General features: G+C 64.5%; 19 protein-coding genes. 3 read left to right on the forward strand and 16 right to left on the reverse strand.

Features of this window, described 5'->3' with window-relative positions; translation table 11 throughout:
* Positions 1-44 precede the first annotated feature (44 nt).
* The 5 genes from E4P29_RS00585 to ilvA form a co-directional block, all read right to left on the reverse strand.
* On the reverse strand, positions 45-839 hold the full coding sequence (locus E4P29_RS00585; protein WP_245154087.1) for an endo alpha-1,4 polygalactosaminidase: 795 nt from the start codon (positions 837-839) through the stop codon (positions 45-47).
* A complete protein-coding gene (locus E4P29_RS00590; RefSeq protein WP_027498151.1) occupies positions 836-1,630 on the reverse strand; it encodes an ABC transporter permease in 795 nt (264 codons plus the stop codon). The genes E4P29_RS00585 and E4P29_RS00590 overlap by 4 nt, the downstream gene beginning before the upstream one ends.
* Entirely contained in the window at positions 1,627-2,595 is a 969-nt protein-coding gene (locus tag E4P29_RS00595) for an ATP-binding cassette domain-containing protein (RefSeq protein WP_135041033.1), read from the reverse strand. The genes E4P29_RS00590 and E4P29_RS00595 overlap by 4 nt, the downstream gene beginning before the upstream one ends.
* 55 nt (positions 2,596-2,650) lie before the next feature.
* Entirely contained in the window at positions 2,651-5,782 is a 3,132-nt protein-coding gene (locus E4P29_RS00600) for an arabinosyltransferase domain-containing protein (protein ID WP_135041035.1), read from the reverse strand.
* A gap of 74 nt (positions 5,783-5,856) precedes the next feature.
* On the reverse strand, positions 5,857-7,020 hold the full coding sequence (gene ilvA, locus E4P29_RS00605; RefSeq protein WP_245154125.1) for a threonine ammonia-lyase: 1,164 nt from the start codon (positions 7,018-7,020) through the stop codon (positions 5,857-5,859).
* A 136-nt stretch (positions 7,021-7,156) separates the two neighbouring features.
* On the opposite strand from ilvA, the gene E4P29_RS00610 reads away from it, so the two are divergent.
* From E4P29_RS00610 to E4P29_RS00620, 3 genes are read left to right on the forward strand one after another with little or no spacing between them, the layout of a single operon-like run.
* Positions 7,157-8,098: a DUF6286 domain-containing Asp23/Gls24 family envelope stress response protein gene (locus E4P29_RS00610; protein ID WP_167735344.1), complete on the forward strand. Its 942-nt coding sequence runs from the start codon at positions 7,157-7,159 to the stop codon at positions 8,096-8,098.
* Positions 8,098-8,649 (forward strand): hypothetical protein, encoded by a 552-nt coding sequence (locus E4P29_RS00615; RefSeq protein WP_135041041.1) that lies wholly within the window; start codon positions 8,098-8,100, stop codon positions 8,647-8,649. Before E4P29_RS00610 ends, E4P29_RS00615 begins: the two co-directional genes overlap by 1 nt.
* Positions 8,650-8,669: 20 nt before the next feature.
* Positions 8,670-9,059, forward strand: coding sequence for a hypothetical protein (locus E4P29_RS00620; RefSeq protein WP_135041043.1), 390 nt, complete (start codon positions 8,670-8,672; stop codon positions 9,057-9,059).
* Positions 9,060-9,129: 70 nt separating this feature from the next.
* Here the strand turns inward: E4P29_RS00620 and E4P29_RS00625 are convergent, their stop codons facing one another.
* From E4P29_RS00625 to E4P29_RS00675, 11 genes are all read right to left on the reverse strand, one after another.
* Positions 9,130-11,655 (reverse strand): polynucleotide kinase-phosphatase, encoded by a 2,526-nt coding sequence (locus E4P29_RS00625; protein WP_135041045.1) that lies wholly within the window; start codon positions 11,653-11,655, stop codon positions 9,130-9,132.
* The gene (locus E4P29_RS00630; protein ID WP_245154088.1) at positions 11,652-12,962 is read right to left on the reverse strand and encodes a 3' terminal RNA ribose 2'-O-methyltransferase Hen1; all 1,311 of its coding nucleotides are present in this window, start codon (positions 12,960-12,962) and stop codon (positions 11,652-11,654) included. The genes E4P29_RS00625 and E4P29_RS00630 overlap by 4 nt, the downstream gene beginning before the upstream one ends.
* Before the next feature lie 262 nt (positions 12,963-13,224).
* Positions 13,225-14,415 carry an elongation factor Tu gene (gene tuf, locus E4P29_RS00635; RefSeq protein WP_008714056.1) on the reverse strand — a complete coding sequence of 397 codons (1,191 nt, stop codon included), beginning with the start codon at positions 14,413-14,415 and terminating at the stop codon, positions 13,225-13,227.
* Positions 14,416-14,517: 102 nt separating this feature from the next.
* A complete protein-coding gene (gene fusA, locus E4P29_RS00640) occupies positions 14,518-16,620 on the reverse strand; it encodes an elongation factor G (RefSeq protein ID WP_032407315.1) in 2,103 nt (700 codons plus the stop codon).
* A 95-nt stretch (positions 16,621-16,715) separates the two neighbouring features.
* The gene (gene rpsG / locus E4P29_RS00645) at positions 16,716-17,186 is read right to left on the reverse strand and encodes a 30S ribosomal protein S7 (RefSeq protein WP_003941856.1); all 471 of its coding nucleotides are present in this window, start codon (positions 17,184-17,186) and stop codon (positions 16,716-16,718) included.
* Between the two features lies 1 nt (position 17,187).
* On the reverse strand, positions 17,188-17,562 hold the full coding sequence (gene rpsL / locus E4P29_RS00650) for a 30S ribosomal protein S12 (RefSeq protein WP_027498160.1): 375 nt from the start codon (positions 17,560-17,562) through the stop codon (positions 17,188-17,190).
* Positions 17,563-17,838: 276 nt separating this feature from the next.
* The gene (locus tag E4P29_RS00655; RefSeq protein ID WP_135041049.1) at positions 17,839-18,381 is read right to left on the reverse strand and encodes a DUF3558 domain-containing protein; all 543 of its coding nucleotides are present in this window, start codon (positions 18,379-18,381) and stop codon (positions 17,839-17,841) included.
* The gene (locus E4P29_RS00660; RefSeq protein WP_135041051.1) at positions 18,378-18,899 is read right to left on the reverse strand and encodes a DUF3558 domain-containing protein; all 522 of its coding nucleotides are present in this window, start codon (positions 18,897-18,899) and stop codon (positions 18,378-18,380) included. The genes E4P29_RS00655 and E4P29_RS00660 overlap by 4 nt, the downstream gene beginning before the upstream one ends.
* A gap of 124 nt (positions 18,900-19,023) precedes the next feature.
* Complete coding sequence (locus E4P29_RS00665; protein WP_135041053.1) at positions 19,024-19,908, reverse strand: antibiotic biosynthesis monooxygenase; 885 nt, start codon at positions 19,906-19,908, stop codon at positions 19,024-19,026.
* A gap of 58 nt (positions 19,909-19,966) precedes the next feature.
* A complete protein-coding gene (locus E4P29_RS00670) occupies positions 19,967-21,397 on the reverse strand; it encodes a guanine deaminase (RefSeq protein ID WP_135041055.1) in 1,431 nt (476 codons plus the stop codon).
* Positions 21,398-21,442: 45 nt separating this feature from the next.
* Positions 21,443-22,066: a TetR/AcrR family transcriptional regulator gene (locus E4P29_RS00675; RefSeq protein ID WP_135041834.1), complete on the reverse strand. Its 624-nt coding sequence runs from the start codon at positions 22,064-22,066 to the stop codon at positions 21,443-21,445.
* Positions 22,067-22,073: the final 7 nt, after the last annotated feature.

Genomic DNA, 22,073 nt, shown 5'->3' on the forward strand with positions numbered 1-22,073 from the left:
ACCCCCGGTCGCTCAGCGGCCGGGGGTGCATTCGTCTGTGCGATTCAGCACTGCCGGTACACGTACGCCGGATCCGTCGAAGAAACCAGACCACGATCGCGCAGGATCGTGACGGACGGCCGGTCTTCTCGCGCACACAGCCGGTCGAACGGCTCCGCGAGGTTGTCGGTGTACTCGATGTCGTAGACCCGAGATCCGTATGCCGCAGTGTACGAGCGACATTCGTCGAAAGCGAGACATTCCTCGGCGACGGCGAAATCGAATCCGACGTCCTCCTTGATCCGACCGGCTCCGTCCGGCGCGTTCTTTTGCGCGATCTCGATGCCCGACGCATGTGCACGGTCTGCGTACAGGCGCGCCAGTGCGAGTACCGACGCTTCGTCGATCGAGTCCGGGAACCTCGTCCAGCTGTCGAGGTTGTCGATTTCGACCCCACTGAAACCCCTCGCGGCACACGCATCGATGATCGGGCCGATGACCCCGGCGATCTCCGCTCGTTTGTCGGCGGTACTCGGGTCGAGGACGAACTCGTCCGGCCAGTCCGGATCGATCACCGGCTCGCCGTCCACATCGCGCAGCAGGAGGTCCTGGTTCCACTCGGCACCGGGCTGAGTCTGCAGACCGTTGACGTAGCAGATCGACGATGCGCCGGACAGCGGCGCGGCGGTGGAATCACGCACGACGGTATCGAGACCGCCGGGTGCGTCGTACGCCGCGCCGAGTTGGTAGTCGAATCGCTCGGTCTGGACCGGACCGCTCTGTTTCGGTTCCGAACTGCATCCCCCGAGCGCCATCGCGCCGGCCAGTAGGCACGCTACGGCCGCCGCGGTGCGTATCACGCAGTCATCGTCTTCTGGTACTTGCGGACCGACAGCGGCACGAACACCACGAGCATCACCACGACCCAGATCAACGTGTACAGCACCGGGTTCTGCAACGGCCACACCTCGGGCGGCGGGGCCATCGGATTGGTGTTGCCGAACTGCTCACGCACGGCCAGGGTCACCGACGAGATGGGGTTCCATTCCGCAATGGTCTTGAGCACGCTCGGGAAATTGTCGATCGGCACGAAAGTGTTGGCGATGAACGTGAGCGGAAAGATCACGATGAACGACGCGTTGTTGAAGATCTCCGGGGAGCGCACGATCAGTCCCACCAGAGCCATCACCCACGAAATCGAGTAGGCGAACAGCAGCAACAGCACATAGCCGAGCAGAGCGTCGAAGAACGACGACGTGATGCGCCAGCCCACGATGAGTCCGGTGATGGACATGATCGTGATGGTGACGACGTTGTTGCCGACGTCGGCCGCCGTCCGTCCGATGACCACGGCAGATCGCGCCATCGGCAGCGACCGGAAGCGATCCATGACGCCCTTCTGCAGGTCCTCGGCCAGTGAGGATCCGGTGATGGACGCACCGAAAATCATCGTCTGGACGAAAATGCCGCCCATCAGGAAGCTCTTGTAGTCGATGCCGGGTACGTCGATGGCACTGCCGAAGACATAGGCGAACAACAGCACGAACATGATCGGCGACAGCGTGGCGAAGAACAGCAGATCGGGAACTCGCTTGAGCTTGATCAGGTTTCGCTTGGTGATGATCGCCGAATCCAGGAGAACGTTGCTCATTTCTCTTCCTCCGCAGCCTCGGGCTCGCCGGTGGTCTGACCGGTCAGAGACAGGAACACATCGTCGAGGTTCGGCCGTCGCAGACCGACGTCGACCACCCCGATCCCCGCAGCTTCCAGCTGACTCAACGCCGTGGACAGATCCTTCGATCCACCGTTGACCGGCATGACGATCCGTCCCACCTGTTCGTCCAGGGTGGGCGGCTCGACGCCGATCGGGGTCAGGATCTCCTTGGCACGATCGGCCTGAGATCGGTCGGTGAGTACGAATTCGATTCGCTCGCCGCCCGTTTGAGCCTTCAGCTCGTCGGCGGTGCCGCGCGCGATGATCTTGCCCTTGTTGAGCACGATGATCGAATCGGCGAGCCGGTCCGCCTCCTCGAGGTACTGCGTCGTCAGCAGGATCGTCGTTCCGTCACGGACGAGATCTGCGATGAACTCCCACATCGTGATTCGGCTGCGGGGGTCGAGACCCGTGGTGGGTTCGTCGAGGAACACCACCCGTGGCCTGCCGATCAGACTGGCCGCGATGTCGAGTCGGCGACGCATACCTCCGGAGTACTGTTTCGCGGTGCGGTCGCGTGCATATTCGAGGTCGAATCTGCTGAGCAGCTCGTCGGCGCGTTTCCTGGCCTCGGCCTTGCGCAGCCCGAACAGTCGGCCGACCATCTCCAGATTCTCGTACCCGGTCAGATACTCGTCCACAGCCGCGAACTGGCCGGTCAGGCCGATCGTTCCCCGAACCTCGTTGGCCTGCTTGGCCACATCGAGCCCGAACACCCGCGCCGAACCGGACGTAGCCTGCAGCAGAGTGGCCAGGATCCGCACCGCCGTCGTCTTGCCCGCACCGTTGGGGCCGAGCACACCGAGCACTGTGCCCTCGGGGACCGTGAAATCGATCCCGTCGAGCGCGACGTTCTTCCCGTACCGAAGTACCAGGTTCTCTACTTCTATAGCGTTCGCCATGGCCCTCTCCCCGTTTCTTCCACTGTCGGTATAAGGACTTCCGAACGCGTAGACATTAACCGGTTTTGATCGGACCCGGTGTCCAGAGGCCGGAGCGCTGAACCTCGGTTGCTGTGATCGTCGCCGGCTGAGCCGTTCGGTCGTACGGTGTGTACTGCTCGATCGATCCCCAGTCGCGATCCCAGTCCCCGTCCAGGTACGACGGGATGGTGCGGGCCGAGGCAACGACATCTATCCATCCGAGTGGGCCGCCGCCGAAATGGTCCTGCCAGGCGTTGGTGATGACGGCACCGCTGCGGTCCGGCAACACCCGGTACTGCGGAACTTCGGCAACCCCGAGTCGGTGATCGAACGGATGCTGACACGGGAAGTTGAAGCCCACCTCCCAGTCCAGCAGCACCGGACTCTCGCGCCCGACCACCTCGTTCAACGTCTGGGTACGCGGCACCCGCGGCGGGGTGACGGCAAGCCACTGGTCGGGGTCGCGGTCGGTGTCACTGAGCACCAGTCGAATCATGTTGCTGCCGGCGGGAATCAGGTCCATCGGCACCCGCAGGTTGCGCCACGACGGCGTCGGGCCGATGTCGATGGGCGTCACCCGCCCCTGCGCCCGGCCGTCCACTCCGTACTCGAGCTCGAGGCTCTGGCCGTAGGTGACGATGCCGTCGGAGTTCACCGAGCGGATGCGTCCGGCCGCGGCGATGGAGACGAGCTGACCGGGGTCGGCAGGCAGGGCGTACCAGCCGGTGGTCAGAGTGGCCGGACTGTCCGATCCGAACGACCCGAGTACCGGCACGGTCGCAGGATCGAGGCCGAATGGGAGCGCACTGCCGCCGGTGCCGGCACCGGTGGTCGACGTCGGCTGTTGCTGATCCTCGGTGTCGACGGTGTTCGAGGTGCCCGATGCCGAGGATTCCTTGTCTGCGGTGAGGTCGCGGGCAACCCCGTCCGGGGTGAAACCGTCGTTCTCGGCCCCGAGAGCGGCGAAGGCGTCGCCGCTGACCGGTTGCAGCACATCGGCATTGGGGTTCGTCTCGAGCAGCACGTCGTTCGCGAGTCCGCACGTGTTGCCGGCCAGAGCCGACAGGTTGGATTTCGCGACCGAGTACGACGGCCACTGAGCCACCGCGCCCTTGGCCATCGACGCCACGGCCAGCAGCACCATCAGACCTGCAGCTACGGCGATCGGCGGCACCGACCACCATCGCGCCATGGGCTTGTCGACGCGGACGTACGGCGCACGCAGATGAAACCACACTGCGGCGAGCAACAGCAGTACCGTCAGGCCGAGGAACATCGTCGAGATGCCGAGACCGGCCACGAGAATCGGCTTGTCCCAGAACGGAACTCCCCACGCCGAGACGTACCAGTAGCCGTTGGTGCCGGTGAAGGCGACCGCCGTCAGGAACGACACGGCCGCCGCGAACAGCAACCGGTTGCGCCGCGAACGGAGCACCGCTGCGCCGGTTGCCACGGCCGCGAGCACCGCAACCGAGGCCGCGAGCCCGGCGAACACGCCGAAGTGATGCGTCCACTTGGTGGGGGTGATCATCATCAACGCCATGGCCCCGACGGTGATGCCGACGATGCGACGGGCGGGTCCGGTGGCCGTGCCGGGAATCTTGCCGCCCTTGCGCAGCATCGCGATGACCACCGCGATGAGCGAGACGACCATGACGAACACCCCGAATCGGCGCGCGAGCGAGCCGTCGATGTCCATGTTCATCAGCCATTGGTAGCGCAGGTACTCCTCGAACCACGCCTGGCTCGGCCCGGCCGCAGTGTGCACCCGCTGCATCTCGAGCATGCCGGCCACGGTCTGATTCCCGAACGCGAAGACGAGTACCACCGTGCCCGACGCGATCAACGGCGCAAGCAGTGTCAGTGCACCCCATGCTGTATTGCCGAACGCGCGGGCGCGGGCGACGACGATCTGAATCACCGGCCGGGCACCGGCAATCAGTGGCGCGAAACAGATGAAGCCCGACGGCGCGCACGTGACCGTCAACGCGGCGATCAGAATCGCCGCCGCCGCAGGCAGCAGTCGACGCGTCGCGATGGACCGCTCCACCGAACACCACGTCAACAACACGCCAAGAGCCACGAACGGCTCCGGCCGCAGACCGTTGTTGTACGGCAACCAGAACGCGAGCATCACCAGCCCGCCGGTCCACAGCGCAGTCTTCGACGCGCGAGCAGCGGCACCGAACCGCGGGATCACCTCACGACTGAGGACGAGCCAGACGACGACGCCGCAGATCAACGTCGGAATCCGCATCCACACACTGGCCGTCGAGACGTGCGAGAGCAGAGTGAACATGTCGTACAGCGGTGTGCCGAACGGTGTTTCGGGCACCCCGAAGTAGCGGAAGTAGTTGGCCATGTACCCGGCGTGGTCGGCCGTGCGTGCCATGCCGAGTTGGTAACCGTCGTCGGAGGTGTTCGCGCCGATCACGTGCCACACCAGCAGCGTCCCGATCACCACCGCGTCGGCCGGCCCGAAACTCCACCAGCGCCGCGGCAGGAATCGTCGGGCGCGACGGCCGTCGGACAGATCGAGGCGGTGCAAAGCCACCAGCGAGATTCCCGTGGCGAGCACTCCGACGATCATCGCGAACCACTTGAGCGCACTGGGCGTGGAAGAAAACCTACTGTCCAGCTCGGCCTGCAGCTGCAGACCGGGAACGTTGCCCTGCAGATCGCTGAACACTCCGACCAGCTGGGGCCGCACGTCGCCGTCGCGGGAGACGGTGTCGTCACCGGACAATCCGACAGTGGTCGCGGTGCCGTTCGAGGTGATCGTCAACGAGCAGTCGCCCGCAGTCGATGGGCTCAGTTCCGAGACCGGCTTCTCGAGCAGGACCGAATCGCGCAGCGTCACCTTCAGTTGCGAGTCCTCGCCGCCGGTCACCTCAGCGACGAGACCGTAGCGATAGGCGTCGGGCGATCCCTTGGGCGAGGTGGACAGCAACAGGCCGCCGTCGGAGAGACCGGCCGCGGCTGCACACGGAACGGTCGCGTCGACGCTGATCGGGGTGTAGCCGACCAGCGGAGCCTCGACATTGCCGACGGTGTCGCTCTGCGGCCAGGTCAACGACGACTGCTGTTGTTCGATCGGCAACAGCGGTATCGAGATCGTCAGCAGGATTCCCACCAGTGCCGAAACGATCGCGACGAGCCGTGCCATGCAAACTTCTCCCACCGATGTCCTGGTCCAGGTCGCTGATCAAGGTACCAGTGCGACCTGTGTGAACCCGGCCGTCAGTTCTCGACCTGCACTGCATATCCCGCTGCGCCCAGCGCATCGAGCACCGTGCCGCGGTGATCGGGCCCGCGTGTCTCGACGGTCAACATGACATCGACTTCCTCGAGGCCCAGACGTCCGCCGGTGCGGGAATGCACGACGTCGACGACACTCGCACCGGCGTCGCGCACGACGCCCAGGACGCCGGTGAGCCCGCCCGGCTTGTCCGAAATCGTCACCCGCACGGCCAGATAACGCCCGCCCGCCCGAAGCCCATGGGTGATGACATGAGTGAGCAGCAGCGGATCGATGTTCCCGCCGGACAACACCGCGCACACCGACCCCGTCAGGCCCAGTTCCTCCGCCGAGTGCGTCATGAGCGCTGCCACCGCGGCGGCACCCGCCGGTTCGACGATGAGCTTCGCTCGCTCGATGCACAGCACCAAAGCGCGGGACAGCGCGTCCTCACTGACGGTGACGACGTCGTCGACCCAGCCCTGCACATGATCGAACGGCACCGAACCGGGGAGACCCACGGCGATGCCGTCGGCCATCGTCGACATCGACGTCAACGCGATCGGGTGGCCCGCCTTCAACGACGCCGGCCACGCGGCCGCGCCCTCGGCCTGAACGCCGATAACCCTGACGTCCGGTTTCGTCAGCTTCACCGCTGCGGCGACACCCGCCAACAGTCCCCCGCCGCCGGTGGGGATCACGATGGTGCCGACGTCCGGCATCTGCTGCAGCAGTTCGGTTCCGAGCGTTGCCTGCCCGGCCACGATATCGAGATGATCGAACGGGTGGATGAGCGTGGCACCGGTGCCGTCGGCGAATTCTCGTGCCGACGTCAGAGCCTCGTCGACGGTATTGCCCACCAGATGAACCGTCGCGCCGTACGCCTTGGTGGCGACGAGTTTGGGCAGCGACACTCCGACCGGCATGAACACCGTCGAGGTGATCCCCACCTGCGACGCGGCCCACGCCACACCTTGAGCATGGTTGCCTGCGCTGGCCGCCACCACGCCTCTGGCACGCTGGTCGGCGTCGAGGCGGGCGATGCGGTTGTACGCCCCGCGCGGCTTGAACGATCCGGTGCGCTGCAGGTTCTCGCATTTGAGGCGCACCTCGTGACCGGTCAGATCGGACAGAATTCGTGACGCGACCACCGGCGTCCGGCGCATGACCGGCTCCAGCAACGCCTCGGCCGAGGCAATATCCGACGTGGTCACCCGAACGATTTCCGACACAACCGCAGTATGCCAGGAAGAATTGCGCCGCCGATCCGGGCGAGGTGCACCGCGTCACTACAGTTGTGGAGTGCAACACCACAGTGCCCGTGACGAGCTGCGCGGAAGTCTGAAGATCAAACACCGTGCGCTGTCGAGAACAGCCATCGCGGCGGCATCGAAGGACTCTCGGGTCACCCGCACCACCGGCGGCATGTCGCGACTGACCGGTCGCGAACTTCCCCGAGCCGACGTCACCCTCGGAGAAGACACCGTCTCGGTCAACCTCTACATCGGAGTGCGCTGGCCCTCGCAGATCACCGACGTGACCGAGTCGGTTCACCGCACCGTCGAGGCCGCACTGGCGACGATGACCGGCGTGCACGTGCATCGGGTGAACGTGCTGGTGTCGGACACCACGCTGGATCGTTCGACGCGCGGTCCCGCACACGATGTTGCTGCCGATGATGTTGGTGCTGCTGCGGTAGTTTCGCCCCGACCACCCACGGCCGGCCCCGCAGCGATGCCGGTGGCCCTGGTGTTCGGGTTCGCCCTCCTCGCCGTTGCGTTCGTGGCCGGTCGCGAATTCTTCGTCGCTCAGGGGCATCTGGACGGCAGTCCATGGATTGCCGATGCCGTGCAGTGGGTTTCGCAACTGCACTGGCAGGGTTGGATGATCGCTTCCGCCGTCGGATCGCTCGTCGTCGGTGCACTGTTCGTCTACGCGGGCGTGAAACCGCGGACGAGAACTCATTCGGGATTGGGCGGCCCGACACCCACCGTCTGGGCCACACCGACGGACATCGCTCGATTGTGCAGTGCTGCAGCACAGTCCACCCGCGGAGTCGTGGACGCGCATACGGTCGTCACACGCAAGAAGATCGAGGTCCGGGTGGAGCGCGACCGAGCTGTTTCTCTGGACAGTGCCGACGCTGCCGTGCGCGCTGCCCTCGGTCCGGTACTGTCCGTGGCCGCGGGTGGACGGCGTCTGACGATGCAGCACTCGGTGTCGCAACCGACACGGGTGTCGTAGTGAAAACCTTTGTCGCCGGCGCGGATCGACTCGTTGCCGTCATCGCGGGGGCCAGTCTCCTCAACGGTGGAGGCTTCGCGCTCGCCTGGCACTACGACGTTCCGTGGGCACGGGAGACGCTCTCTCGCTTCGAGCGTGCTCGTATCGCCGAACTGCCGCAGCAGGGTTGGTGGGTACCGACACTGGCAATCGTCGTTGCGGTGGCCGTCGTCGCGGCGCTGGTGTTGTTGGTCGGCAACTTCTCACCACGCACGACCGGAACGGCGAGCGTCATCGAGGAGCCACACTTCTCGGCGCATGTGGACCTGAGTGCGATCGCGTCGGGCGTGGCCGCGGAGTTGGCGCAGTTCCCTGGTGTCGGACGGGCCAGGGGAACTGCCATCGACGACCGAGGCATGCCCACCATCACCGTATCGGTCTACGCTGCAGCCGATTTCGACGTCGTCGGCTTCACCGCCGAAGCCGAGTCGCGCGCTGCGTTCGTGGCACGGTCCCTGGGCGGCGCAGATGTGGCGACACGCGTCCAACTGCACATCGACAAACGGACCTGACGTCACGTTACGGTGGCTCCATGACGGCATCGACGCGTAGCAGATTCGAGCGATGGTCCGGCGGAATGCCCCTCTCTGTCCCGGTGGCATTCGGAGCGGTACTGGTGATTGTCGCCTTCGCCTCGAAACTCGGTGCCAGTTCCCTCTACTTCTACGTCCCCCTGGTGTTCGCGACGACCGGGACGGTGATCGGGCTCAACGCCCGTCGTACCCCCGATCGAATCGGCCTGCTCCACGCCGCTGTCGGATCAGCACTGCTGATCGGATGCGGCATCGTCGTCGCGGTCTGCGGACTTGCCGGAGGCGTGATGCTGGACTCGACCACCTTCTGGGCATCCATAGCGGTGACCGCCGCAATCGCAGCACCCATCGGTGCCGGAATCACTCCGTTTTCGTCGCCGCAGGCCTGAGTGCGGCTTCGCCGCAGTGGTGTGGATATGTGCCCCAGATGGCGCATAGCCACACCACTGCCGCAGGCACCTACAGCCGCGGGTCCACCGGCTCCGATTCCAGTGCCAGTACCGCGAACACGGCCTGGTGGATGGAAAAGAGCGGCTCACCGCGGATCGATCTGTCCAGTGCCTCCATTCCCAACGCGTATTCGCGCAGAGCCATCGACTGCTTGTGTCCCACGTTTCGGTTACGCAGTGCAGTGAGTCGATTCGGGTCGGTGTAATCCGCACCGTAGATCAGCCGCAGGTACTCCCGGCCACGAACCTTCATGCCGGGCTGCATCTTTCCGCGCGGCATGTTGGCCGCCGGTTTGACGACCATGCCCTCACCGCCCTGTGCCGTCAACTCCTCCCACCATCTCTCCCCTGCCGCAACCGAATCCGACGACGACAGATCGACCTCGATTCGACGCGTCGTCGTGAACAGCTTCGGCGCAGTGGCCACCAGTCGATCGGCCAGTGCAAGGTGCCATTCGTGCGGGCGGTCCGCATACGTGCCGGCGTCGGAGGCCAACAGCTGGAACGGGGCGAGGCTGACGCCTGCCAGTCCATCCGTCGGCCAGCTGTACCGCCGATACGCAGCAGTGAACTCGGCGAGGTTGCGCTGCCGACTCACGTTCCGTTCCTGCAGTTCGGACACAGCCAGGCCGCGCGAGGCCGCCCGAGCGAGCACCGACTCCTCGGCTTCGAGATTCGCCCGGGACACGGCAGCAGGTGCCGCGTACTCGGACTTGATCAGGCCCTCCGCCTTGGCAGACCACGGCATCAGTTCGCAGTCGAGAACCAGCCAGTGCGAGGACAATTCGTCCCACACGCCGGCCCTCTCCAGAGCGTCGGCCACCCCAGCGATCAGCACCCCGGTCACGGTCTCGTCGAACACCGGCCGACCGGTCCGCGTGTACGCGGTGCCGAGGACACCGTCGGGAGCGTCGAACTTCGCGCGAGCAGTGTCGGCGTCGCGGCACACCACGACGACCACCCGCGAGCCCATGTGCTTCTCCTCGCAGATCACCGTCGACGCACCGAGTGCGCGATAGGCGTCGAATGCCTCCGTCGGGTACTCGAGATAACCCTCTCGCTCCGAGGTACGACTCGGTGCCATGGTCGGCGGAAGGTAGTGCAGCCACTGCGGAGCCAAGGCGAATCGGCTCATCACTTCCAATGCGCCCGCGGCATTCTCCGGCCGAATCGACACACGCCCCCGCAGCGCAGTCTCCACTCCGGTCGGTCCGATGACGTCCGACAGGTCCAGCGAGGACGACTCCCGAACGAACCCGCCCAGCGGCCGGGTCGGCTCGTACCAGACCTGCTCCGCCGGCACCGAGACGACCTCACGCTCCGGATACCGCAGCGCCGTCAACTTGCCGCCGAAGACGCACCCCGTGTCCAGACACGCAGTGTTGTTCTCCCACGACACCTCCGGCACCGGCGTGTGTCCGTACAGCACCGTCGCCGACCCGCGATAGTCCTGAGCCCACGGATACCGCACCGGCAGGCCGAATTCGTCGGTCTCTCCGGTGGTGTCGCCGTACAGGGCGAAACTGCGTACTCGGCCCGACGCCCGGTTCTGGTACTTCTCGATCAACCCCGCGTGCGCAACGACGAGTTTCCCCCCGTCGAGCACCAGGTGGGCGACGAGACCATCACAGAATTCGAGCACCTCGCGGCGGAACTCGTCGGTCTCGCCGTCGAGCTGCTCGAGTGTCTCGGCCAAACCGTGTGAGGCAGTAACCTTCCGCCCGCGCAGCGCCTTGACGAGCTTGTTCTCGTGGTTGCCCGGAACTGCCAGTGCTGAACCCTCTGCCACCATCCCCATCACGAGCCGCAGAACTCCGACCGAATCCGGCCCACGGTCGACGTAGTCCCCGACGAACACCGCAGTTCGACCCTCCGGAGGCGTTGCACCGACTGCCTTACCGTCTGCGTTGCGCTCGAGTATGTAACCCATTGTCGTGAGCAGGCTTTCGAGCTCCGACAGACATCCGTGAATGTCGCCGACGACATCGAAAGGCCCGGAAAGCTGCCGTCGATCGCTCCGCAGCGGGGTACGAACGAACGTCGCCGACGCCACCGCGTCGACGCCGTCGAGGACATGGACCGAGCGAAAGCCTTCTTTGGACAGCCCTCGCATCGAGCGCTGCAACTGGGACTGCTGGCGGCGCAGCACATCTCGGCCGAACGTCCTGTCGCTGCGCTCCGCGTTGCGCTGTGCACAGACCGGTTCCGGCACGTCGAGCACGACGGCAACCGGAAGGACATCGTGCTCACGAGCCAATGCGATCAGGGCCTTGCGAGCCGCCGGTTGCACGTTGGTTGCGTCGACGACGGTGAGCAGACCGGCCCGCAGCCTGGTCGCGACCAGGAACTCGAGGAGGGCGAACGCATCCTTGGTGGCGCTCTGCAGGTTGGGATCGTTGCTGACCATCCCTCGACAGGCATCACTGGACACGGTTTCGTACGGGCCGAACCGGTCTGCAGCGAAGGACGACTTCCCTGATCCACTGATGCCGACGAGGACGACGAGGGACAGGTCCGGAATCTCGAAGGTACTCACTGGGACTGCTCCTCTCTGGTGAATACAGCGATCTGGGTAGGGCTACCGAGCACGTCGTCGAAGGGTCCGATGCGGTCGAAGCGAACCGTGTAGGCGTGTGCGTCGGCCACCGACGTTGCCCACTGCTCGAATTGGGCGCGGCTGAACTCGAAACGGTGATCGACGTGTCGAAAGGTCCCAGCGCGGAGGCCCGGATACAGCACGTTGTATTCCGAGTTCGGTGTGGTGACGAGCACCTTCCTCGGACGTGCCTCTCGAAATACCGAGCGCACCAACGCCGGAAGGCGTTCGAGATCGATGTGTTCGATGACCTCCATCAGAACCATGGCGTCGAATCCCTGCAAACGCACGTCGCGATAGGTCGCCGACGACTGGAGTAGTTCGATGCGTCCACGCTGCCGATCCGACATCTCGTCGAGGCGCAGTCTGCGCTGCGCCTTGGCCAGCGCACGATCACTCACGTCTGCGCCGAGTATCCGCTCGATTGAGTTGTGCGCAAGCAACTCACGCAACAGACGGCCCTCGCCGCACCCCATGTCGATGACCGACTTCGCACCGGCAGCATCGAGTGCAGCCAGCACCGCATGTACTCGTTGCTCGGCCAACGTCGGATCCCGTGGGATGACAACCTCTTCGGGGGCATCGGGGACCAGACGATCCAGTGCGGACTCGACGAGCTCCCGACGGTGCGCCAGATACCGGGAGGCGATCAACGACGACTCCGGGTGATCACCGAGCCAATCCCCTGCTGCGCGAACGAGTTTGTCCGCCTCGTCCTCACCGACCCAATAGTGCTTGGTGTCGTCGAGCACTGGCAGCAGTACGTACAGGTGCCGCAGCGCAGCCGACAGAGTAAAGGTACCGGTGAGTACAAGATCCACGTATTCGGAGTCGCCCCAGTTCGGCTGCGTCGAATCCAGTGGGATCGGGGTGGTCTCGACATTCCAACCGAGGGGACCGAACAGCCGAGGCGCAAGATCTGTTGCACCGCGCGACGGCGCGGCCGGCATCGTGACGCTCAGATCGATTGCCGCAGAGACCAACTCGGGCTTCGTGGTGCAGACGCCTGCCAGCGTCTGCTTGAACAGGCGAGACAACGCCACGGCAAGCCCGGATACGGCAGGACTCTTGCCGTCTGTGGCGTCGAGCAGTACTGCAAGGGTTGTCCGCTCTGCTGAGACCTCGGGATACAACACCGTGGTCTGGCCCATGGGCAGGTTGCGAGTCTGTACGCGATCGGGGTGCTTGTGCAACAAATACCCGATATCGGAGGCGTCCGGGAAATCGGTTGTGGCATTTGCAGTCACGGTCAGTAGCACCGCAGCGACGTTACGGGACAGCCGCGCCCGATGCGTCCCATTTTTCGGTCGTGTACTCCCCTCTACCCGCCGGATCAATGCGACTTTGTTGCAGTCTGAGCGACTGAAACCCACATTGATCCCGACGGGAGGGCCGTCCAACGGGAGGGCCACACAAGGGAGGCCGCACATTGAGGAGGTCGCGTGCACACGCAAAAGCGGCACCCACCAGAAGGTGGGTGCCGCTGTCGTAGAGCTGGGTGAAGCTAGATCACTTGATGATCTTCGTGACGCGACCGGCTCCGACGGTACGACCGCCCTCACGGATTGCGAAACGCAGGCCGACGTCCATGGCGACCGGCTGGATCAGCGTGACGGACATCTCGGTGTTGTCACCGGGCATGACCATCTCGGTGCCCTCGGGAAGGGTCACGACGCCCGTAACGTCCGTGGTACGGAAGTAGAACTGCGGGCGGTAGTTGTTGAAGAACGGCGTGTGGCGGCCGCCCTCGTCCTTCGAGAGGATGTAAGCGTTGCCCTCGAACTCCGTGTGGGGAGTCGTGGTGCCGGGCTTGATGATGACCTGTCCACGCTCGACGTCTTCGCGCTTGATGCCACGAACGAGGAGGCCGACGTTGTCGCCTGCCTGACCCGAGTCGAGCAGCTTGCGGAACATTTCGATGCCGGTGACGGTGGTCTTGGTCGAGCCGGGGCGGATGCCGACGATCTCGACCTCTTCGTTGACGTTGACCGAGCCGCGCTCGATACGTCCGGTGACCACGGTGCCACGACCGGTGATGGTGAAGACGTCCTCGACGGGCATGAGGAACGGCTTGTCGGTCTCACGGACGGGGTCCGGAACCGAATCGTCGACGGCCTGCATGAGCTCCAGAACCGACTCGCCCCACTTCTCGTCACCCTCGAGTGCCTTGAGTGCGGAGACCTTGATGACCGGTGCGTCCTCGTCGAACTCCTGCGAAGCGAGGAGCTCGCGGACCTCCATCTCGACGAGCTCGATGATCTCGTCGTCGTCGACCATGTCGGCCTTGTTCAGTGCGACCAGGATGTACGGCACGCCGACCTGGCGAGCGAGCAGCACGTGCTCGCGGGTCTGCGGCATCGGGCCGTCGGTAGCTGCCACGACCAGGATTGCGCCGTCCATCTGAGCCGCGCCGGTGATCATGTTCTTGATGTAGTCGGCGTGACCCGGTGCATCGACGTGCGCGTAGTGGCGCTTCTCGGTCTGGTACTCGACGTGGGAGATGTTGATCGTGATACCACGAGCCTTCTCCTCCGGAGCCTTGTCGATCTGATCGAAAGCCGATGCCTCGTTCAGGTCCGGGAACTTGTCGTGCAGAACCTTGGTGATTGCAGCCGTCAGCGTCGTCTTACCGTGGTCAACGTGACCGATGGTGCCGATGTTGACGTGCGGCTTCGTCCGATCGAACTTCGCCTTCGCCACTGTGTGTCCTCCTGGACTGATCTGTGCGTGCCCCTGCGGGGCAAGCACGCGTATGTGTTGTTACTTATTACAGGTCGAGCGTGGTCCAGCAAACGAAGAGAATTACTCTCCGTTGACCTTCGCGATGATTTCCTTCGCTACGTTCGCGGGAACTTCTGCGTACGAATCGAAGACCATGGAGTAGTTAGCACGGCCCTGCGTCTTCGACCGAAGGTCTCCGATGTAGCCGAACATCTCCGACAGCGGAACCAGTGCCTTGACGATACGGGCACCGCTGCGTTCCTCCATGGCCTGGATCTGACCACGGCGGGAGTTCAGGTCGCCGATGACCTCACCCATGTAATCCTCGGGCGTGATGACCTCGACGGCCATGACGGGTTCGAGGATGACGGGGCTGGCCTTGCGGGCGGCTTCCTTGAACGCTTGTGAGCCGGCGACCTTGAAGGCCATTTCCGACGAGTCGACGTCGTGGTACGCACCGTCGAGCAGTGTGACCTTGACGTTGACCAGCGGGTATCCGGCGAGAACACCGTACTGCATGGCGTCCTGTGCACCTGCGTCGACCGAGGGGATGTACTCCCTGGGCACACGACCACCGCTGACCTTGTTCTCGAACTCGTAGGTCGCGCCGTCTTCGCCCTCGAAAGGCTCGAGCTTGATGATGACCTTCGCGAACTGGCCGGAGCCACCGGTCTGCTTCTTGTGGGTGTAGTCGTGCTTCTCGACCGTCTTGCGGATGGTCTCGCGGTACGCAACCTGCGGCTTGCCGACGTTGGCCTCGACCTTGAACTCGCGACGCATACGGTCGACGAGGATGTCGAGGTGGAGCTCGCCCATGCCGCCGATGACGGTCTGGCCGGTGTCCTCGTCCAGCTTCACCGAGAACGTGGGGTCCTCTTCGGCGAGCTTCTGGATGGCTGTTCCCAGCTTCTCCTGGTCGGACTTGGTCTTCGGCTCGATCGACACCTGGATGACCGGGTCCGGGAAGCTCATGGACTCGAGGATGATCTGGTTCTGCGGATCGCAGAGCGTGTCACCCGTCGTGGTGTCCTTGAGGCCGATGACGGCGTAGATGTGACCGGCAGACGCGGTCGCGATCGCGTTCTCCTTGTTGGAGTGCATCTGGAAGAGCTTGCCCAGACGCTCCTTCTTGCCCTTGGTCGAGTTGATGACCTGAGCGCCGGAGTCGACCTTGCCCGAGTACACCCGGACGTAGGTCAGCTTGCCGAAGAAGGGGTGCGTCGCGATCTTGAACGCCAGAGCTGCGAACGGCTCGTCTGCGGACGGCTTGCGAGTGATCTCCTTCTCCTCGTCGCCGACGGCGTGTCCGATGGTCTCGGCAACGTCGAGGGGAGACGGGAGGTAGTCGATGACCGCGTCGAGCATGGGCTGAACGCCCTTGTTCTTGAACGCGGATCCACACAGGATCGGGTACAGCTCGCTGTTGACCGTCATCTTGCGGATGGCGCCCTTGATCTCGTCGATCGTGAGCTCTTCGCCGCCGAAGTGCTTCTCCAGAAGCGCTTCGTCGGACTCGGCCACGGTCTCGAGCAGCATGGTGCGGTACTCGTCTGCGCGCTCCTTGAGGTTTTCCGGGATCTCCTGGATCTCGTACTTCTCGCCGAGCTTGGTCTCGCCACTCCACACGAGAGCCTTCATCTGCACGAGGTCGATGACGCCCTCGAACTCGTTCTCTGCACCGATGGGCAGCTGGATGACCAGCGGCTTGGCACCGAGACGATCGATGATGGTCTGCACGGTGTAGTAGAAGTCCGCGCCGAGCTTGTCCATCTTGTTGACGAAGCAGATACGCGGCACGTCGTACTTGTCGGCCTGACGCCAGACCTGCTCGGACTGCGGCTCGACACCTTCTTTGCCGTCGAACACTGCGACAGCGCCGTCGAGGACGCGGAGCGAACGCTCCACCTCGACGGTGAAGTCGACGTGACCGGGGGTGTCGATGATGTTGATCTGGTTGTCGTTCCAGAAGCACGTCGTGGCAGCAGAGGTGATCGTGATGCCACGCTCCTGCTCCTGCTCCATCCAGTCCATGGTGGCTGCGCCATCGTGAACTTCACCGATCTTGTAGGAGATACCGGTGTAGAAGAGGATGCGTTCGGTAGTGGTGGTCTTGCCGGCATCGATGTGGGCCATGATGCCGATGTTGCGGACCTTGTTGAGGTCGGTCAGCACGTCCTGTGCCACGAGTTAACCCGCCTTGGTGTTGGAAGAGGTATTGCCTGAGCTGATCAACGCTCCGGCGACACCGGAAAGTTCCGAGTGCCGCCCGAGCGAGGAGATCACCAGCGGTAGTGGGCGAACGCCTTGTTGGCTTCGGCCATCTTGTGAGTGTCTTCGCGGCGCTTCACAGCGGCACCGAGGCCGTTGCTGGCGTCGAGCAACTCGTTCGCCAGACGCTCGACCATGGTCTTCTCACGACGAGCGCGCGAGAACGTGACCAGCCAGCGCAGTGCCAGCGTGGTGGAGCGGCCGGGACGAACCTCGACGGGCACCTGGTAGGTGGCACCGCCGACGCGTCGGCTGCGAACCTCGAGGGCCGGCTTGACGTTGTCGAGTGCACGCTTGAGCGTGACGACGGGGTCGGTGCCGGTCTTCTCGCGAGCCTGCTCGAGCGCCTGGTAGACGATGCGCTCTGCGGTCGACTTCTTGCCGTCGAGAAGGATCTTGTTGACGAGCTGCGTGACCAACGGCGATCCGTAGACCGGGTCGTTGATCAGCGGCCGCTTGGGTGCTGGGCCCTTGCGTGGCATATCAGCTCTTCTCCTTCTTGGCTCCGTAGCGGCTGCGAGCCTGCTTGCGGTTCTTGACACCCTGGGTGTCGAGCGAGCCGCGGATGATCTTGTAACGCACACCCGGGAGGTCCTTCACACGACCGCCGCGAACGAGCACCATCGAGTGCTCCTGCAGGTTGTGACCCTCACCGGGGATGTATGCGGTGACCTCTACCGAGGTGGTCAGGCGAACACGCGCGACCTTACGGAGAGCGGAGTTCGGCTTCTTGGGGGTGGTGGTGTACACGCGAGTGCACACACCACGGCGCTGGGGACTGCCCTTGAGGGCAGCGGTCTTCAGTTTCGCGACCTTGTCGGTGCGACCCTTACGGACCAGCTGGTTGATCGTTGGCATAAACCGGCTTTCTTCGTGTCGATAAACAGGGATCTAGCAGTTGGAGCAAGAGAACACTGCTCCTCACCCATGACGTCTCCGCGGGTCTCTTGCACCCCGCGGTCGGGTGTGTCGCATACCCCCACACGTCCAGCCGGTTGCGCGCTCTCGAGACGAACGTGCGCACGGCTGTACCTCGCATAGGCACACAAACGGTCCGGCCAGGCCGGACACGACCCATAACGATACCCGGCGGCGCGGCCTCGGGTCAAAACACCCTTCGCTCTGATACGCAACCTATCTGCTCAGGTTGAGTGTGAGGTCTGCCAGCTTCGCCGCCGCCTGGCAGGGATCGGGGTGTGCGACGCCCGGACGGTACTGCACCCACCACCCGAAGATGCCCGCCTGGTCCGCTCCGGCCGACACTCCGCACGAGTCCGGGTCGTTCGGGCGTTGAGCCTGTATTGCCTTGCGGCCCTGCACTGTTGTGTCGCTGACGGTGTACGTCATCTTCTCGTCGGCCGCCCGCTCGGCGGCCAAGGTGCCGGACTCGAACCAGTTGAACGTCACCTTCACGATGCCCGCGGAACCGATCAGATCCCATCGGCAGATCGCTCCGAAGAAGCCGCGAGCGATCTCGTCGGCTCCGGCGGCATCGGCGATCTGGTCGTCGGAGACGGCATCGCACTCGGTCAACAACTTGGTGAATTCTTGGTTGCCCGAGCCGGCATAGGACTGGGGCTTGGCCGTGCCCTCGACCGTCTGCGAGCAACCGGCCGCGAGCAGCAGGGTCGCTGCTGCGGCGAAAACCCGTCTCGTCGTACTTGCTCGAGATCTCATTGCTTACGCTCCACGGTCAGCTTCGCCAGCTCGTTCCCGACGTCGCACGGAGGACGGGCCGGGATCTGCTCGGAGTAGGTGACCGACCAATGGAAGAAGTCGTCGCCGAATTGCACACCGATCTCGCACAACGGGCCCTGTTCGGCCTCGAATCCGGGGTTGCCGTCGATGGCGATGTCCTTGGCCGGACGGCCGATCAGTTCGGAACCGGCGCGTTCTCGGCCGATCGGGCTGCCGCGGTACCAGGAGAAGCTGACGCTGGGACCGCTGATGGCCACGGTTTCCCACTGGCAGCCGACGGAGTTACGGGTGACTTGGGCAAACGGTCCGGCACCGAACGCGGCCTGCACCTCGGCATCGGTGATCGATCCGCATTCGCCGAAGAACGGGCCGGGCTCGTACGCCGCGGTGGACGGCGCCTTGTCCTGCGGCGGCGATACGGTGTCGTCCTCGCCGCCGCCACAACCGGCCATCAGCACAGCTGTGGCCCCCGCGACCATCGCGAACCGTCTCGTCATCCGCGGGCGCTCACATCTACGGGGACTCACAGCTACCGGGCCGAGTCGAGTCCGACGAGCCATACGAGCGTCTCCCCTGATCACCTGTCGATGTACCGATCCCGCACCGAGAACCCTCACGGTATCAATCGAAGTAGTCCCAGAACTGCAACCACTTCACCGAGGCGAACAACGCCAATGTCAATGCGTACAGCGCGACGACGATCACCGCACCGCTCACGGCCACTCGCACTCTCGCGCCGTCCACCGGATCCAGCCAACGCCGGAAGCGCCCGGTCACCGCGGGCATGAGCACGTAGGTCATCGCCGCGACACTGCAGATCTGACTCAGCCACATCGTCAGCCACGGCGAGGCGGAGATGTCGTCGAGCACAGGTCCGAGAAACCGAGACAGTGTCATCACGGTGGGATACAGCACGAGGAGGACGAGCATCGCCGTCTTCCAGTCCGGTGTGACGCTCGTTCGGTCGCCGTCGATGCGCACGATCGAGCCGAACCCGGTGTTGCGGGCGTGAACGGTGAAGTCTCCTCGAAGATCGCGTCGCACCTGCGGTAGCGCGCGCTCGCGGGTCTCGGACTCCATCCAAGCCGCCAGCTGCCGGGGCGTTCGGAACCGCAGAACCGACAACCAGCTCGCACCGGGACAGCTCGGTGGGAGGACGGACGCACCCTCGAAGCCGGAGAACCCCGCACTGAGTCCGATCAATCGACTCTGGGCGACGAGGAACTCTGCATCCTGACCGGTTCGCACGTCGTGCTCGATGACTTCCAGTCCAGGCACAGGCTCGCTGCCGTCGACCACGACGATGTCCGCACCGGCCCGCAGCATTCCACCGGCCGCAGCGTCGGCGAGCGCATCGGCGCGTGCGGAGCTGTCCAACCAGCTGTGCAACGCGTCTTCGGACTCGAAGGTCACCGACCACGTCCAGTCGATGGGCGCGTCGTACAGGGCGGTGACGCTCCCTACGAATCCTGGCCATGCACGTACGACGGGGTCGAGCAGTTCCATCGGCCGGGTGTCCGGTCCCCGATGAAAAACGGTTATCGCAGACGCGGCAATCCGAGCCTCAGACACGTCGGCTCGCCTGAGCGGAGAGTTCGCGGCCCTGGACATACACACCGACGATTGCCGGTTCACGCATCGCCATCAGCAGGGCGAACAGGGTCTGATCGCGCGCCAGCTCAGGGTCGTCGGCGCGGACGCCGTGGTCGATCGCCGCGGCCAGTTGCGGCCACGCCGACGGATCGACGACGACGAAATCGGCTTCCTTGCCCGCATCGAAGTTGCCGATGCGGTTCTCCATGTCGAGTGCACGTGCCCCGGCGAGGGTGCCGGTGAACAACAGTTCGGCCGGGTGCAGCGACAGACCGGCGTCTCCCGGTTCGGAGATGTGCACCTTGAACGCGTCGGCGAGCACCTGCGGGAGCAGCCACTCGTCACCGCCTCCGAAGTCGGACCCGATGGCGATGTTCACCCCGGCGGCGACGGTTCGCTTCCACGGCATCGTCCCCGAGCCCAGGAACTGTTGAGAGGTAGGACAGTGCGCGATCGACGTGCCGGTCTCTGCCATTCGGGCGAGCTCGTCGTCCTGACAGTGCACCGCATGAGCCAGGATGGTGCGCCTACCCAGAAAGCTCTTGCCACCTACCTGCGAGCCCGGTAGGAACTTGCCGTCGTAAGTGTCGAGGTAGCTGTCGACCTGGTACGCGCCCTTGGTGGCGTCGATCTCGCCCGTGCCCGGTCGGTTGTTCTCGTTGAGGTGCGTGTGAAAGTAGACGCCTCGTGCTCGCACGGAATCGTAGAGCTCGCCGAGATTCCTCAGCGTCTCCGTCGTCACCGAGAGCGAAAACCTCGGTACGACGGCGACGTGCAGCATCGCCGTGTCGACGTCGCCGGTATCTGCGGCGTGCCATTTCTCGATTTCTTCCGACACCAGCCTGACGGCCTCGTCCTCACCGGTGATCAGTGCGCGCGCCGACGCCGGGCCGGTGGTTTGGACCCCGCGGCCGCTGACGATGCGTAACCCGCTTCTCAGGGTCTCCGAGAACAGCGAGTCTTGTGCATGTGGGAAGGCCGACCCGAACACCATTGCCTGCGTGGTGCCGGCGCGAATGCGTGCCGCGCAGAAGTCGCGAGCTGCAGCTGCTGCGAACTCCGGATCGGCGAAGTGAGACTCGGACGGGAAGATGCACGCGTTCAGCCATTCGAGAAGCTGACCGCCGCCGTAGGAATCGCCGGCGTAGGTCTGTGGGAAGTGGATGTGCGTGTCGACGAATCCCGGCAGTAGGAAACCGGGCCGGTGATCCGACACATCCACGTGGGCATATTGCTTTGGCAGAGAATCGAACTCGCCGCAGAACTCGATCTTTCCCTCGGCGGACACAACCAGTGCACCGTCGGGAATCGAGACCAACGACGCGGCGGCGTCCAGCACTGTGGGCGAGCCCGCGATGTGAAAGATATGGCCACGGTGGACGCGTGCGGAATCGGAAGTCACGAGCCGACTCAAGCACAAGTCGATCGGGACTGCAGTTCGATCGCTCTACTGCGCTACCGCTCCCGCTGCGGACAGCCGTGCATTCAGCGAGGCATCGAGCACATCGGCCCAGGCTCGCACAATTTCGACGCGGCGACGCGCGTCGTCGGTCAGGACGTCCGCGAGACCGAGCCCACGCGCCAGATCGAGCGTCGCCTGGACCAGGCGGTGGGTGACGGGATCGTTGTCGTCGACTCCGAGGTTCTCGACGGCCATCATGTGTGCTCGCCGACCGAATCGCTCTTCGAGTGGGACGATCCGGTCACGCAGCTCCGGGTCGGCCGACGCGGCCGTCCAGACCTGCAGTGCCGCTTTGAACATCGGACCTGTGTAGTACTCGACGAGCCGCTCCACCACCAGTTTCGTTCGGCCGGGGCCGGGTGGAATCTCCTGCGCCTCGCGGCGAGCATGGTCCATCCGGGTGTCGAACATGTACTCGAGTGCCCCGGTGATGAGGTCCTCACGCGTCGGGAAATGGTGTTGGGTGGCACCGCGAGAAACGCCGGCGCGCTCGGCGACGACACCGACCGTCGTTGCGCTCCAGCCCTGCTCGGCGAGCGAGTCGATAGTCGCCTCGAGCAGTCGCTGACGCGTCACCCTGCTGCGATCCTGCTTGGGTTCGCGCGCCATCACCATC

This window comes from Rhodococcus sp. 1R11 (assembly GCF_004563845.1).
GTDB lineage: Bacteria > Actinomycetota > Actinomycetes > Mycobacteriales > Mycobacteriaceae > Rhodococcoides.